Source organism: Pantoea sp. C8B4 (assembly GCF_051336905.1).
GTDB lineage: Bacteria > Pseudomonadota > Gammaproteobacteria > Enterobacterales > Enterobacteriaceae > Pantoea > Pantoea rwandensis_B.
In genome coordinates, this window is the sequence record NZ_JBGMNK010000012.1 from 103,210 (window position 1) to 117,450 (window position 14,241).

Consider the following 14,241-nt stretch of genomic DNA (forward strand, 5'->3'; position numbering starts at 1 on the left):
ATCTAGCCACGGTTCTTCCTGTTCGTCAATTGACTTAAATTGACGATAATTCGCTGCTAACTACCGGAAATTCATAGAATTAACTTGAGGGGAAGCGAGATAAGTTATTCTTATTATCAAATCCCGAACAATGACCGGGCAATTTACTGTTTTAACAGTGAATTGCCCCATCTATTGTTAATCAGTGACAAAAATGCTGAACAACCTGCGTGATAAGCGCATGAGTTGGCTTAATAAATGCGGTATCGATAAATTCATCTGGCTGGTGGGCCTGATTGATCGATCCCGGGCCTAAAACCAGCGTTGGACACAATTGCTGGATAAATGGCGCTTCGGTGCAATAGTTCACCACTTCAGTCGGCACACCCAGCAGTTTCTCCACCACTTTTACCAGCTCATGATCGGCGGGGCATTCGTAGCCAGGAATCGGCGGATGCAGTTCACCTACCGTTAAACGCCCCGGCCAGCGTTCGCTCACTGGCGCCAATGCTTCATTCAGCAAGCCATCCAAATCGCTCAGAGTTAAGCCCGGCAGCGGGCGAATATCCATGTGCAATTCGCAGCAGGCGCAGATACGGTTTGCAGCATCGCCACCGTGAATGTGACCAAAGTTCATGGTCGGATAAGGAATCGCAAATCCATCGTGGTTATAGCGATTTTTCAGGGTATTGCGCAGTTGCATCAGCTGGGTAATGGATTCATGCATCAGCTCAATGGCGTTTACACCGCGTGAAGGATCGCTGGAGTGGCCTGACTGACCCTGAATACGAATCACGTTCGACAGATGGCCTTTGTGCGCACGCACGGGCTTCAGTGAGGTCGGCTCACCAATGATGGCGCAATCCGGACGCAGCTGAGTGGATTCGGAAAAGTACTTTGCACCGGCCATGGTGGTTTCTTCATCGGCGGTGGCGAGGATGTACAGTGGCTTGCTCAGTTTGGTCACGTCAACGTCACGCAGCGCATCCAGAATAAAAGCAAAGAAACCTTTCATATCTGCGGTACCCAAACCGTACAGCTTGTTGTCGTGCTCGGTTAAGGTGAAAGGATCGCGCGTCCAGCGGCCATCATCATACGGAACGGTGTCCGTATGACCGGCCAGCAGCAGGCCACCCGCACCCAAGCCGCTGCGTGCCAGCATGTTGAATTTATGACGCGTCCCCGGGACTGGCTGGACTTCAACACTGAAGCCTAAATCGCGGAACCAGCCCGCCAGCAAATTGATTAAAGTTTCATTGCTCTGATCCAGCGCGCTGTCGGTGGCGCTGATCGATGGTGTGGCAATCAGCTGGCGGTAGAGTTCGATAAAAGGTGGTAATTTTGTCTTCACTGTTGACGGTCCTTGGGTTAGGATGTATCAATATTCATGCATTAATAGTGAATAAAAATACAATAACGTCGCTTGCAAGTGAAGAGTAAAATCATCTGCAAACGGCATCGTGGGCAACGGGGCAAAGCCGCGACCCGGAATGAGTGACTGTAAAAAGGGTTACAGCCTGATGTTGAATACGCTGATCGTTGGTGCCAGTGGTTATGCTGGCGTAGAGCTTGCCACTTACCTGAATCGCCATCCGCATATGAACATAACCGCTTTGGCGGTTTCAGCGCAAAGCCCGGACGCCGGAAAATTACTCTCCGATCTGCATCCGCAGCTGAAAGGCATTGTCGATTTGCCGCTGCAGCCGCTGAGTGAGGCTTCCGAGTGGGCAGACAAAGTCGATGTGGTATTCCTCGCGACCGCGCATGAAGTCAGCCACGATCTGGCACCCGAATTCCTCAAAGCAGGCTGTGTGGTGTTCGACCTTTCCGGTGCGTTCCGTGTCAACGATGATGCTTTCTATACTCAATATTATGGTTTCAGCCATCAGCATCAGGATTGGCTGGATAAAGCCGTATACGGCCTGGCCGAATGGCAGCATGAAAAAATCAAAGATGCGCAGCTGGTGGCGGTACCCGGTTGTTATCCCACGGCGGCGCAGCTGTCGTTAAAACCACTGGTCGAAGCGGGACTGCTTAACGATGCACAATGGCCGGTGATCAATGCTACCAGTGGTGTGAGCGGGGCAGGGCGTAAAGCCAACGTCGGCACCAGCTTCTGCGAAGTGAGCCTGCAGCCGTATGGCTTGTTCAACCATCGTCATCATCCTGAAATCGTGGCACACCTCGGTACGCCCGTGATCTTCACCCCGCATCTGGGCAGCTTCCCGCGCGGAATTCTTTCGACCACCACCTGCCGCCTGAAAGCAGGCGTGACGCAGCAGGATGTGGCGGATGCCTTCCACAAGGCGTATCACGACAAACCCTTGGTTCGCGTGTATGAAAAAGGTGTGCCGGCGCTGAAAGCAGTCGTCGGTTTACCGTTCTGCGATATCGGTTTTGCCATGCAAGGTGAACATCTGATTGTGGTGGCGGCCGAAGATAACCTGTTGAAAGGCGCCTCTTCGCAGGCGGTTCAATGCTTAAACATTCGTTTCGGCTTCCCCGAAACGCTGTCACTGATTTAACGGACGGAAACTGCCATGAATCCATTAATCATTAAACTGGGCGGCGTGCTGCTGGATAGCGAAGAAGCGCTGGCCCGCTTGTTTGATGCGCTGCTGGCCTACCGCAATGAACATCAGCGTCCGCTGATCATTGTGCACGGCGGCGGCTGCCTGGTTGACGAGCTGATGAAGAAGCTCGCTCTGCCAGTGAAAAAGAAGAACGGTTTGCGCGTGACGCCAGCCGATCAGATTGACATTATTACTGGTGCCCTGGCGGGTACAGCGAACAAGACCTTGCTGGCCTGGGCGAAGAAGTATGGCATTGGTGCCGTTGGCTTATGCCTCGGTGATGCGGGGCTGGTGAACGTGGCGCAGTTCGACGAGGAACTTGGCCATGTGGGCAACGCGACGCCAGGTAATCCAGCGCTGGTAAATACCTTGTTGAGCGCGGGCTATATGCCGGTGATCAGCTCCATCGGTATTACTGACGGCGGCGATTTGATGAACGTCAACGCTGACCAGGCGGCGACCGCGCTGGCTGCGACCATTGGTGCTGATTTAGTACTGCTTTCAGATGTCAGCGGTATTCTCGATGGCAAAGGTCAACGCATCGAAGAGATGACGGCCGAGAAAGCACAGCAGCTGATCGATCAGGGCATTATTACTGATGGCATGATCGTTAAAGTGAACGCGGCACTCGATGCCGCACGTACTTTAGGTCGTCCGGTTGATATCGCCAGCTGGCGCCATGCTGAACAGCTGCCAACCCTTTTCAACGGCGTGTCGATTGGCACCCGGATTCTCGCATAATCAAGGATTTAAGACATGAGCACGCAAAACATCAAAAAAATCGTTCTGGCCTATTCTGGCGGTCTGGATACTTCGGCCATTATTCCATGGCTGAAAGAGAATTACGGCGGTTGTGAAGTGGTGGCATTCGTGGCCAACATTGGCCAGGACCCAGCCGATCTGGAAGGCGTTGAGAAGAAGGCGTTGCAGTCTGGTGCATCTGAGTGTCACGTTGCTGACCTGCGTGAAGAGTTCATCAGCGAATACGTTTATCCCGTGCTGCAAACCGGTGCGCTGTACGAAGGCACTTACCTGCTGGGCACCTCAATGGCTCGTCCTATCATCGCGAAAGCGCAGGTTGAACTGGCACTGAAAGTGGGTGCAGACGCACTTTGCCACGGTGCGACCGGTAAAGGTAATGACCAGGTGCGTTTCGAAACCACCTATACCGCACTGGCACCACAGCTGAAAGTGGTTGCGCCATGGCGTGAGTGGGATCTGCGTTCACGTGAAGCGCTGCTGGATTACCTGAAAGTGCGTAACATCCCGACCACTGCATCACTGGAAAAAATCTACAGCCGTGATGAGAACGCGTGGCACATCTCAACTGAAGGTGGCGTGCTGGAAAGCCCAGCGAACGCACCGAACAAAGATTGCTGGGTCTGGACCGTTGATCCACTGGAAGCGCCAGATCAGCCAGAGAACGTCACCGTGACCGTTGAGAAAGGTCGTGTGGTGGCGGTAAACGGCGAGAAGCTGAGCCCGTTCCAGTGCCTGGAAAAACTGAATGTGCTGGGTGCAAAACACGGCGTAGGTCGTATCGACATCGTGGAAAACCGTTTGGTCGGTATCAAATCTCGCGGCTGCTATGAAACTCCTGGCGGCACCATTATGGTCAACGCGCTGCGTGCGGTTGAGCAGCTGGTACTGGATCGTGATAGCTTCAAATGGCGTGAGCAGCTGGGCCATGAAATGTCTTACGTGGTTTACGACGGTCGCTGGTTCGCACCGCTGCGTAAATCTATCCAGGCCGCTGCCGAATCACTGGCAGAAGAGGTGAATGGCGAAGTGGTGCTGCAGCTGTATAAAGGCCAGGCCATTGCGATTCAGAAAACCTCGGCGAACAGCCTGTACTCAGAAGAGTTCGCCACCTTCGGCGAAGACGAAGTGTACGATCACAGCCACGCGGGCGGCTTCATCCGTCTGTTCTCTCTCTCTTCACGCATTCGTGCACTGAACGAGCAGAAGAAGTAACACCGCAGCAGATATCACATTTTGCAAGGGCGGCTTCGGGCCGCCCTTTCTTTAACAGAATTCAGGAGTATGAGAGATGGCACTTTGGGGCGGACGTTTTTCGCAGGCAGCAGACCAACGGTTCAAACAGTTTAATGACTCACTGCGTTTTGACTATCGTCTGGCGGAGCAGGACATCACCGGTTCGATAGCGTGGTCTAAGGCGCTGGTCACCGTCAATGTGCTGAGCAGCGAAGAGCAGCAGCAACTGGACGTCGCATTGAATGAACTGCTGGCAGAAGTGCGCGCCAATCCAGAACAGATTCTGCAAAGCGATGCCGAAGATATCCATAGCTGGGTCGAGGGCAAGCTGATCGACAAAGTGGGTGCACTGGGTAAAAAACTGCACACCGGCCGTAGCCGTAACGACCAGGTCGCTACCGATCTGAAACTGTGGTGTAAAGAGCAGGTCGCGGTGTTGCTGGACGCCACGCGCGAATTACAATCTGCCCTCGTTGCCACCGCCGAAGCTAATCAGGATGCGGTGATGCCAGGCTATACGCACCTGCAGCGCGCGCAGCCGGTGACTTTTGCACACTGGTGCCTCGCCTATGTAGAAATGCTGGCGCGTGATGAAAGCCGTCTGCAGGATACGCTGAAGCGCTTAGACGTGAGCCCGCTGGGCTGTGGCGCACTGGCCGGTACCGCGTATGAAATCGATCGCCAGCAGCTGGCGGGTTGGTTAGGCTTCGCATCTGCCACACGCAACAGCCTCGATACCGTGTCTGATCGTGACCACGTGCTGGAGCTGCTGTCGGATGCCTCAATCGGCATGATTCACCTTTCACGTTTCGCAGAAGACCTGATTTTCTTCAACACTGGCGAAGCGGGCTTCCTTGAGCTGTCTGACAAAGTAACGTCAGGCTCATCACTGATGCCGCAGAAAAAGAACCCGGATGCACTGGAACTGATTCGCGGCAAATGTGGCCGTGTACAAGGCGCACTGACCGGCATGATGATGACACTGAAAGGCTTGCCGCTCGCCTACAACAAAGACATGCAGGAAGACAAAGAAGGCCTGTTCGATGCACTCGATACCTGGGTTGATTGTCTGCACATGTCGGTACTGGTGCTGGACGGTATTCAGGTGAAACGCCCACGTTGTCAGGAAGCGGCGGAACAGGGTTACGCCAACTCCACTGAACTGGCGGACTATCTGGTGGCCAAAGGCGTTCCGTTCCGTGAAGCGCACCACATTGTCGGTGAAACCGTGGTTGAAGCGATCAAGCAGGGCGTGGCGCTGGAAGCGTTAAGCCTGGCGCAATTGAAGCAGTTCAGTGCGGTGATTGAGGATGACGTCTACCCGATTCTGTCGCTGAAATCCTGCCTCGACAAGCGTAATGCACAGGGCGGTGTGTCGCCTCAGCAAGTTGCATTTGCCATCGCTGAAGCGAAAAAGCGTTTGGCATAAAAAAAGAGCGGGCTCCTTTTCGGTAGCCCGCCAACCTCTAGCTTCAGAAATACATATTGTTATAGGCACATCATCAAGGGCTGGCACTCCCGGCCAACACTATGATTTTTCGAGCTCATCGCAGGTGATGCTCGATGTCATCTCAACTTCATTTTCAACATTGCTTGCTATGGCCGGTATTATTCCTGTTCATCGCTTGATAGGGCTAATCGTTCATTGCTATTCTATCTATCGCCACGGGCTATCGTGGTTTGGAGGAAATCAATGAACATTCGTGATCTGGAGTATCTGGTTTCGCTTGCGGAGCATCGCCATTTCCGGCGTGCAGCTGATGCTTGTCATGTCAGCCAACCTACCTTAAGCGGGCAGATTCGTAAGCTGGAAGATGAGCTGGGTGTGATGCTGCTGGAGCGAACCAGCCGGAAGGTGTTATTTACCCAGGCTGGATTGTTGCTGGTGGATCAGGCGCGAACCGTGCTGCGCGAAGTGAAAGTGCTGAAGGAGATGGCGAGTCAGCAGGGCGAGGCGATGTCCGGTCCGCTGCATATTGGCCTGATTCCGACAACGGGCCCGTATTTGTTGCCGCAAATCATCCCAATGCTGCACCAGACTTTCCCCAAACTCGAAATGTACCTGCATGAAGCACAGACGCAGCAACTGCTGGCACAGCTCGATAGCGGCAAACTGGATTGTGCCATTCTGGCGCTGGTGAAAGAGAGCGAAGCCTTTATTGAGGTGCCGCTGTTTGACGAGCCGATGAAGCTGGCGATATACAAGGATCATCCATGGCACGATCGCGATCGTGTGCCGATGTCGGATCTGGCGGGTGAAAAGCTGCTGATGCTGGAAGATGGCCACTGCTTGCGCGATCAAGCCATGGGCTTCTGCTTTGAAGCCGGTGCGGATGAAGATACCCATTTCCGCGCAACCAGCCTGGAAACGCTACGCAACATGGTCGCGGCAGGAAGCGGCATTACTTTGCTGCCATCGCTGGCGGTGCCGAATGAGCGTGTGCGAGATGGCGTGTGCTATTTGCCGTGCTACAAGCCGGTGCCACAACGCACGATTGCTCTGGTATATCGTCCAGGATCACCTCTGCGCAGCCGCTATGAGCAGCTGGCAGAAGCAATCAAAACCCATATGCAGGGTTATCTGGATACGTCGTTAAAACAGGCGGTTTAAGCCGTTGAGCGCCGCAACGCGATAGGCCTCGGCCATTGTCGGATAGTTGAAGGTGGTATTCACGAAGTACTCAATCGTGTTGCCGCCGTTCTTCTGCTCCATGATGGCTTGCCCGATGTGAATAATTTCTGCCGCGCGCTCGCCAAAGCAGTGAATGCCCAAAATCTCTTTGGTTTCACGATGGAACAGAATCTTCAGGCTGCCCACGTGCATCCCCACAATCTGAGCACGAGCCAGATGTTTAAACTGCGCACGACCCACTTCGTAAGGCACTTTCATCGCGGTTAACTGCTGCTCGGTTTTACCCACTGAGCTGATCTCCGGAATGGTATAAATCCCGGTGGGAATATCTTCGATCAGATGTGCAGTGGCTTCGCCTTTAATGATCGCCTGCGCGGCAATACGGCCCTGATCGTAAGCGGCGGAAGCCAGGCTCGGGTAACCAATCACGTCGCCAACGGCATAGATGTGCGGTTGCGCAGTCTGGTACATGCTATTCACTTTCAGCAGACCACGACCATCGGCTTCTAACCCGACATTTTCCAGCGCCAGTGAATCCGTGTTACCGGTACGACCGTTAGCGTACAGCAGGCAATCCGCTTTCACTTTTTTGCCTGACTTCAGGTGCATGATCACGCCGTCACTCACACCTTCAATCTTCTCAAACTCTTCGTTGTGACGAATCACCACGCCGCTGTTCCAGAAGTGGTAGGAGAGCGAATCTGACATTTCCTGATCGAGGAACGCCAGCAAACGATCGCGCGTGTTAATCAAATCAACTTTGACGTTCAGGCCACGGAAGATCGACGCGTATTCACAACCAATCACACCGGCACCGTAAATGATCACATGGCCAGGTTCATGATGCAGGTTGAGGATGGAGTCGGAGTCGTAAATGCGTGGGTGCGTAAAGTCGACGTCGGCAGGATGATAAGGACGTGAACCGCACGCAATCACGAATTTTTCTGCGGTTAGGCGTTCGCGGGTGCCATCGGGCTGTTCAACTTCGATAGTGTTGGCATCAACAAAATGGGCATCGCCCTGATAAATCTCACAACGGTTGCGTTCGTAAAATCCCTGCCGCATGGCCGTTTGCTGACTGATAACGTTTTCGGTGTGATTCAGAATGTCAGCAAATGAGGAGCGCAGGAGTCGGGTGTGATCGCTATAAAGAGGGTTTTGATTGAACTCGATAATACGGCTGACAGCGTGACGTAGAGCTTTGGAGGGGATGGTCCCCCAGTGAGTACAACCGCCGCCGATATTATGGTAGCGTTCGATCACTGCAATGCGCGCTCCCTGCTTCACCAGGCCCATTGCCGCACCTTCGCCGCCTGGACCTGAGCCAATCACAATGGCATCGTAATCGTAAGACTTTTGCATACCAGTACGTCCTATTTTTCTATCACATTTTTACAACGAGATTCTAACATCTCACCGCGCACATCTGAATTCTAACAGCGAAAAATCCCCAGTTTTGACAAAGCGTGAGGTACACAGGCGGTCACAAACTTTGCGCCACTGTACGCTGAAAAGTTTGTTATAGTGCCTTCCAGATCACTCAAAAGGCCGGGAAAATGGGCGTCAGGGCGCAACAGAAAGAACGTACAAGACGTACGCTGATTGAAGCAGCCTTCAGTCAGTTAAGTGCAGAAAGGAGTTTTGCCAGCCTGAGTTTGCGTGAAGTTGCGCGTGAAGCCGGGATTGCACCGACCTCGTTTTATCGTCACTTTAAAGATGTGGATGAACTGGGTCTGACCATGGTCGACGAAAGTGGCCTGATGTTACGCCAGTTGATGCGTCAGGCACGCCAGCGCATTGCCAAAGGCGGCAGCATCATCAAGACCTCCGTTTCCACATTTATGGAATTTATCGGGAACAATCCCAACGCTTTTCGTCTCTTACTACGCGAGCGCTCCGGAACATCGGCCGCGTTCCGTGCCGCAGTTGCGCGAGAAATTCAGCACTTTATTGCTGAGCTCGCTGATTACCTTGAGCTGGAAAATCGCATGCCGCGCAGCTTTACCGAAGCGCAAGCCGAAGCCATGGTGACAATCGTGTTCAGCGCCGGTGCGGAAGCGCTGGATGTGGATATCGAACAGCGTCGCAAGCTGGAAGATCGCCTGGTGCTGCAATTGCGTATGATCGCTAAAGGCGCTTATTACTGGTATCGCCGGGAGCAGGAACGTCTGGCGGTTACCCTGGAAAAACCCGAAGAGTAATGTGATAAGGATAATGAAATGATTGAGCAAAACCCTCGCGATAAAGGAACCCTGTTACTGGCTTTTATCACCGGTTTAGCGATCAACGGCTCCTTTTCGGTGCTGTTCAGTACGTTTGTGCCTTTTTCGATATTTCCGCTGATCGCCCTTGGCCTCGCGGCCTGGTGTCTGCATCAGCGTTACCTTAACCGCAACATGCCCGATGGCATGCCTTCACTGGCTGCGGCGTTTTTCCTATTGGGTATTTTGGTGTACAGCGCGCTGGTTCGCGCTGAATATCCGGATATCGGTTCCAACTTCATTCCGACCATCCTGATGGTGGCACTGGTGTTCTGGATTGCCACGCGCTTCCGCCGCGCCAGGAACAAGAGCTAAATACAACAACGGGAACCGCAGGGTTCCCGTTTTGTTTTACGCTTTGCGCGTGAGCCAGACACCGCATTCCATATGATGGGTATATGGGAACTGGTCGAACAGCGCGAGCCGCGACACTTCATGCGTTTCACCCAGCGTGGCGAGGTTATCGCACAGGGTTTGTGGATTGCAGGAGATATAAAGAATGCGCGGATACGCCTGCACCATCTTCACCGTTTCCTCATCTAATCCACTGCGTGGCGGATCGACAAAGATGGTCTCGCACTGATAGCTCTTCAGGTCGATACCTTCTAAGCGGTTGAAGCTACGTACGCCATTCATTGCCTGGGTAAACTCTTCTGCGGCCATACGGATGATCTGCACATTATCGATATGGTTAGCGGCAATGTTGTACTGCGCTGAGGCCACCGAAGGCTTGGCGATCTCGGTTGCCAGTACACGATGGAAGTTACGCGCCAGCGCCAACGAGAAGTTGCCGTTGCCGCAGTACAGCTCCAGCAGATCGCCACGTGAACCTTTGGTCACATCCAGCGCCCATTCCAGCATCTGAATGTTCATCGCCGCATTAGGCTGGGTGAAGCTGTTCTCTACCTGACGGTAAATCATCTCTTTGCCCGCTACAGGCAGGCATTCATCGACGTAATCGCGATCGAGGCAGATTTTGGTTTTGGTCGCACGACCAATCAGCTGCACATCAATACCTTCGGCACGCAGCTTATCACGCAATATCGTGGCGGCTTCTGTCCACTCCGCTTCCAGCTTGCGGTGGTAAAGCAGCGAGATCACAATCTGATTGCTCATGGTCGACAGGTAGTCGATCTGGAACAGTTTGAAACGCAGCGCCGGGTTATCACGGATCGCGTCGATCAGTTTTGGCATCAACTGATTGATCAATTCGCTCGCCGCTGGGAATTGATCCACACGGATGCGCTGCTTGGTCTCTTGATCAAAGATGATGTGATACAGATCGTCGCCATCATGCCAGATGCGGAATTCGGCGCGCATACGATAGTGGCTGACCGGTGAGCGGAACACCTCCACGTCAGGCGCGGCAAAGGGCACCATCATCGCCTGTAAACGGCTGACTTTTTCCGCCAGTTGCGCGTCGTATTGTTCAATTGGGAGTTGTTCGGGTGTCATCGTTCATCCTGGTAATAAGCCTGCTTGCCGGGCGATTGTAGGCATTCACCTGCTGATGTCCAGTTCTGTGAAAAGATGATGGCGAGCAGTCTGGATTCGCGGCCTGCTTAACCGTAGACTGCGACAGCCGGCCTCCTTGAGTTAAAAGGGAATCCAGTGTGAATCTGGAGCTGACGCGCAGCGGTAAAAGAATGTCATGGTGATGGTATCGACAAACACTGTCCTGCGGGATGGGAAGTTTTTCACCATTTATGATTCTCAGCCCGAAGACCTGCCGGTGTGTCGTCGCAATCACTACAACCATCGCGTGCTATCGGTTGTAGGCCTGCGGCATCCTGCTTCGTCTTTTGGATGCTTACAACAATGAATAAAAGCAAAACTACGCTGTGTGCCTTCAGTGCAACGGCGCTTTCACTCTGGGCTGCGTATGGCTACGCTCAGGATGATGATACGCAAATCGTCACCGCTAACCGTTTCGCTCAGCCGGTTTCATCGGTGCTGGCTTCAACTTCAGTGGTCACACGTGAAGAGATAGATCAGTGGCAGTCGAAGAACTTGCTTGAAGTTCTTCGCCGCTTACCGGGTGTAGATATTGCTCAGAATGGTGGTATTGGCCAGAGCGCATCGATGTATGTAAGAGGCTCTGAAGCAAGACATACCTTGATTTTGGTCGATGGTGTGCCTTTTGCTAAGCCAGGCATCACGGGGGTGGCAGATTTTAACCAAATCCCAGTCTCTATCATTCAGCGTGTGGAGTTCATACGTGGACCGCGCTCAGCCGTTTATGGTGCAGATGCCATTGGTGGTGTTGTTAACGTTATTACGCAAAACCCAAATAATCAGAACACGCTTGCCGCAGGTTTCGGTTCCAAGGGATATCAGGAATACAGCGGTAGCGTAAATCAAAACGTTACCGATCAGACGCGCCTTACTATTGCAGGTTCATATCAAGCCACTAACGGCTACAACGTTCAGCCGGATTCCACCTCACCCGTTGACCGCGATCGCGATGGTTGGCGCAACAAAGCTTTTTGGGCAGGAGTCGATCACCAGTTTAATGAAGAGTTTTCTGGCTTCTTTCGTGGCTACGGCTATGCCGCTAATTCGGATTATGATGCGGGATATGCTGGCGGTCAGGATGAACAGCAGATTTATAACCATTCTTTTGATACAGGCCTCCGCTTCAACAAAGATGATTATTCATCGCAGCTAATCGCGAGTTACCAGAAGTACAAAATCTATAACTATGTCAGTACGGACGGACGATATGCGGATTCCAATAGTCTTGACGACATGGAACAGCGTAATCTGCAATGGGGTAACACACTTGCGATAGCTCATGGCATGGTCAGTGCGGGCTTGGACTGGCAGCAGCAGAAGCTCACTTCTGTGGGCCAATACCTGACTCCGCGAGATCAAGATAGCTATAAGCAAGACAATACCGGCGCATATTTGACAGCACAGCAGCAATTCGGCACCGTCACCCTCGAAGGTTCAGCCCGTGGTGATGACAATGAAGATTTTGGCCGTCACGGTACATGGCAAACTGCCGCTGGCTGGGAGTTTATACCGGGATATAAAGCTTCTCTGTCATATGGCACAGGTTTTCAGGCTCCAACATTGGGGCAGTTATATGGCTTAAAACGTTACGGCATCAGTTCTAACCCTGATTTGGCACCTGAAAAATCCAAACAGTGGGAAGCGGCATTAGAGGGGTTAACGGGTCCCGTAAATTGGCGTATTGCTGCTTATCATAATAAAGTGAGTAATCTGATCACTTATGCTTCTGACCCTGTCACATTTGAGGGCGGCTATTACAATGAAAAAGCCGTTACGCTGAAAGGTATTGAAGCCACAGCTGATTTTGATACCAGTTTTATCCATCATCAGATCACACTTGGCTATCTAGACGCGCGTCGCGATTCAGATGGTGAAACATTAGCGCGTCGTGCGCGTGAACAAGCCAAATATCAGCTGGGTTTGACGGTATATGATTTCGACATTGATGTTATCTACCAGTATTACGGAAAGCGTTACGATAACAACACCAATGAATATTCAAGTGTCCAGCGTCGCTTGCCAAGCTATAGCACTGTAGATCTCGCAGTCTCGTATCCGGTCACATCACAACTCACCGTTCGTGGTAGAATTGCCAACCTGTTCGATAAAGATTATGAGACAGCGTATGGCTATCCAACTCCAGGAACGGAGTACTACCTCAGCGCCAGCTACAGCTTCTGATCTGCGTCCCACCGTGCTGGTGTTTGACTCTGGCGTCGGTGGGCTCTCCGTCTATGATGAAGTCCGGCAATTACTGCCGGATCTTCACTATCTGTATGCCTTCGATAATGAAGGTTTCCCCTACGGCGAAAAAACCGAAGACTTTATTGTCGAGCGTGTCGTTGCCGTGGTTGAGGCGATTACCCAACGGTACCCACTTGCCCTCGTCGTGATTGCCTGTAACTCCGCCAGTACCGTCTCATTACCTGCGCTGCGTGAGCGATTCGAATTTCCTGTTGTCGGCGTGGTTCCCGCGATTAAACCTGCGGCGCGTCTCACGCGTAATGGTGTAGTGGGGTTGCTGGCGACGCGCGGCACAGTAAAGCGTCCTTATACACATGAGCTGGTGGCGCAGTTTGCGCGCGAGTGCAAAATTGAAATGCTGGGCTCTGCTGAACTGGTAGAGCTGGCGGAAGCGAAACTTCATGGTGAAGAGGTCGCACTCTCTGATGTGCGCCGTGCTGTACAACCCTGGCTTCGCATGAAAGAGCCACCTGACACTGTGGTTCTGGGATGTACGCACTTCCCTCTATTACGTGACGAGCTACAAATGGTGCTTCCTGAGGGGACGCGGTTAGTGGATTCCGGTGCAGCCATTGCACGCCGCACAGTATGGTTATTAGAACATGAAGCGCCGCATGCCGTTTCTTCTGGGCAGAATATGGCGTTCTGTACCCTTATGGATGAGGAGGCGGTGCAATTATCACCCGTTTTACAGCGTTATGGCTTTCCGCTGCTGGAAAAACTGGCGATTTAGTGGGGTTTCGACGAAAAAAACAGCACTCAGAATTTAATTTGCATTTAGCGCTTGTCAGCCAAAAAGAAATCCCTATACTGCGCCTCCACTGACACGGAACAACGGCTTACGAAGCGAAGTGTTCAGGAGGTGGTCTTCAAGGCAACCTTCAGAAAAGCAAAAATAAATGCTTGACTGAGAATGCGGAAAGCGTAATATACGCATCCCGCGCCGCTTGAGAAATCGCGGCACTGCTCTTTAACAATTTATCAGACAATCTGTGTGGGCACTCGCAGGATTGATATCAGCGTCTCCGGACGTAAAAAATAT

12 protein-coding genes and 1 riboswitch are annotated in these 14,241 nt (G+C 52.5%); of the genes, 9 read left to right on the forward strand and 3 right to left on the reverse strand.

Going from position 1 to position 14,241, the window contains the following annotated elements; genetic code table 11:
* Positions 1-181 precede the first annotated feature (181 nt).
* Complete coding sequence (gene argE / locus ACCW76_RS15660; RefSeq protein WP_045815696.1) at positions 182-1,330, reverse strand: acetylornithine deacetylase; 1,149 nt, start codon at positions 1,328-1,330, stop codon at positions 182-184.
* 169 nt (positions 1,331-1,499) lie between these two features.
* On the opposite strand from argE, the gene argC reads away from it, so the two are divergent.
* The 5 genes from argC (at position 1,500) to oxyR (ending at position 7,158) form a co-directional block, all read left to right on the forward strand.
* Positions 1,500-2,504 carry an N-acetyl-gamma-glutamyl-phosphate reductase gene (argC, locus tag ACCW76_RS15665; protein ID WP_045815742.1) on the forward strand — a complete coding sequence of 335 codons (1,005 nt, stop codon included), beginning with the start codon at positions 1,500-1,502 and terminating at the stop codon, positions 2,502-2,504.
* A gap of 15 nt (positions 2,505-2,519) precedes the next feature.
* Positions 2,520-3,293 (forward strand): acetylglutamate kinase, encoded by a 774-nt coding sequence (gene argB / locus ACCW76_RS15670; RefSeq protein WP_038644108.1) that lies wholly within the window; start codon positions 2,520-2,522, stop codon positions 3,291-3,293.
* Positions 3,294-3,308: 15 nt separating this feature from the next.
* Positions 3,309-4,526, forward strand: a complete 1,218-nt coding sequence (locus ACCW76_RS15675; RefSeq protein ID WP_436339094.1) for an argininosuccinate synthase — start codon at positions 3,309-3,311, stop codon at positions 4,524-4,526.
* Positions 4,527-4,602: 76 nt separating this feature from the next.
* Complete coding sequence (gene argH, locus ACCW76_RS15680) at positions 4,603-5,976, forward strand: argininosuccinate lyase (RefSeq protein ID WP_436339095.1); 1,374 nt, start codon at positions 4,603-4,605, stop codon at positions 5,974-5,976.
* A gap of 264 nt (positions 5,977-6,240) precedes the next feature.
* Entirely contained in the window at positions 6,241-7,158 is a 918-nt protein-coding gene (gene oxyR, locus ACCW76_RS15685; protein WP_034823715.1) for a DNA-binding transcriptional regulator OxyR, read from the forward strand.
* Here oxyR and sthA read toward each other — a convergent pair.
* On the reverse strand, positions 7,141-8,541 hold the full coding sequence (gene sthA, locus ACCW76_RS15690) for a Si-specific NAD(P)(+) transhydrogenase (RefSeq protein ID WP_038644114.1): 1,401 nt from the start codon (positions 8,539-8,541) through the stop codon (positions 7,141-7,143). The two genes, oxyR and sthA, sit on opposite strands and share 18 nt — an antisense overlap.
* Before the next feature lie 194 nt (positions 8,542-8,735).
* Between sthA and fabR the strand changes: the two genes are divergently transcribed.
* Together fabR and ACCW76_RS15700 are read left to right on the forward strand one after the other, a co-directional pair.
* Positions 8,736-9,380, forward strand: a complete 645-nt coding sequence (gene fabR, locus ACCW76_RS15695) for an HTH-type transcriptional repressor FabR (RefSeq protein WP_034823706.1) — start codon at positions 8,736-8,738, stop codon at positions 9,378-9,380.
* Between the two features lie 18 nt (positions 9,381-9,398).
* Positions 9,399-9,755: a YijD family membrane protein gene (locus ACCW76_RS15700; RefSeq protein ID WP_034823705.1), complete on the forward strand. Its 357-nt coding sequence runs from the start codon at positions 9,399-9,401 to the stop codon at positions 9,753-9,755.
* Positions 9,756-9,791: 36 nt separating this feature from the next.
* Here ACCW76_RS15700 and trmA read toward each other — a convergent pair whose 3' ends face one another.
* Positions 9,792-10,895, reverse strand: a complete 1,104-nt coding sequence (gene trmA / locus ACCW76_RS15705; RefSeq protein WP_436339096.1) for a tRNA (uridine(54)-C5)-methyltransferase TrmA — start codon at positions 10,893-10,895, stop codon at positions 9,792-9,794.
* A 112-nt stretch (positions 10,896-11,007) separates the two neighbouring features.
* Positions 11,008-11,188, forward strand: a riboswitch (cobalamin riboswitch).
* Positions 11,189-11,258: 70 nt separating this feature from the next.
* On the opposite strand from trmA, the gene btuB reads away from it, so the two are divergent.
* Together btuB and murI are read left to right on the forward strand one after the other, a co-directional pair.
* Entirely contained in the window at positions 11,259-13,136 is a 1,878-nt protein-coding gene (gene btuB, locus ACCW76_RS15710) for a TonB-dependent vitamin B12 receptor BtuB (protein ID WP_436339097.1), read from the forward strand.
* A complete protein-coding gene (gene murI / locus ACCW76_RS15715; RefSeq protein ID WP_167142559.1) occupies positions 13,081-13,932 on the forward strand; it encodes a glutamate racemase in 852 nt (283 codons plus the stop codon). The genes btuB and murI overlap by 56 nt, the downstream gene beginning before the upstream one ends.
* Positions 13,933-14,241: the final 309 nt, after the last annotated feature.

What these genes read in the sequence shown, in the direction of transcription:
- argC (WP_045815742.1), top strand. Translation starts at nt 1,500, where the DNA reads ATGTTGAATACGCTGATCGTTGGTGCCAGTGGTTATGCTGGCGTAGAG.
- argB (WP_038644108.1), top strand. Translation starts at nt 2,520, where the DNA reads ATGAATCCATTAATCATTAAACTGGGCGGCGTGCTGCTGGATAGCGAA.
- ACCW76_RS15675 (WP_436339094.1), top strand. Translation starts at nt 3,309, where the DNA reads ATGAGCACGCAAAACATCAAAAAAATCGTTCTGGCCTATTCTGGCGGT.
- argH (WP_436339095.1), top strand. Translation starts at nt 4,603, where the DNA reads ATGGCACTTTGGGGCGGACGTTTTTCGCAGGCAGCAGACCAACGGTTC.
- oxyR (WP_034823715.1), top strand. Translation starts at nt 6,241, where the DNA reads ATGAACATTCGTGATCTGGAGTATCTGGTTTCGCTTGCGGAGCATCGC.
- sthA (WP_038644114.1), bottom strand. Translation starts at nt 8,541, where the DNA reads ATGCAAAAGTCTTACGATTACGATGCCATTGTGATTGGCTCAGGTCCA.
- fabR (WP_034823706.1), top strand. Translation starts at nt 8,736, where the DNA reads ATGGGCGTCAGGGCGCAACAGAAAGAACGTACAAGACGTACGCTGATT.
- ACCW76_RS15700 (WP_034823705.1), top strand. Translation starts at nt 9,399, where the DNA reads ATGATTGAGCAAAACCCTCGCGATAAAGGAACCCTGTTACTGGCTTTT.
- trmA (WP_436339096.1), bottom strand. Translation starts at nt 10,895, where the DNA reads ATGACACCCGAACAACTCCCAATTGAACAATACGACGCGCAACTGGCG.
- btuB (WP_436339097.1), top strand. Translation starts at nt 11,259, where the DNA reads ATGAATAAAAGCAAAACTACGCTGTGTGCCTTCAGTGCAACGGCGCTT.
- murI (WP_167142559.1), top strand. Translation starts at nt 13,081, where the DNA reads ATGGCTATCCAACTCCAGGAACGGAGTACTACCTCAGCGCCAGCTACA.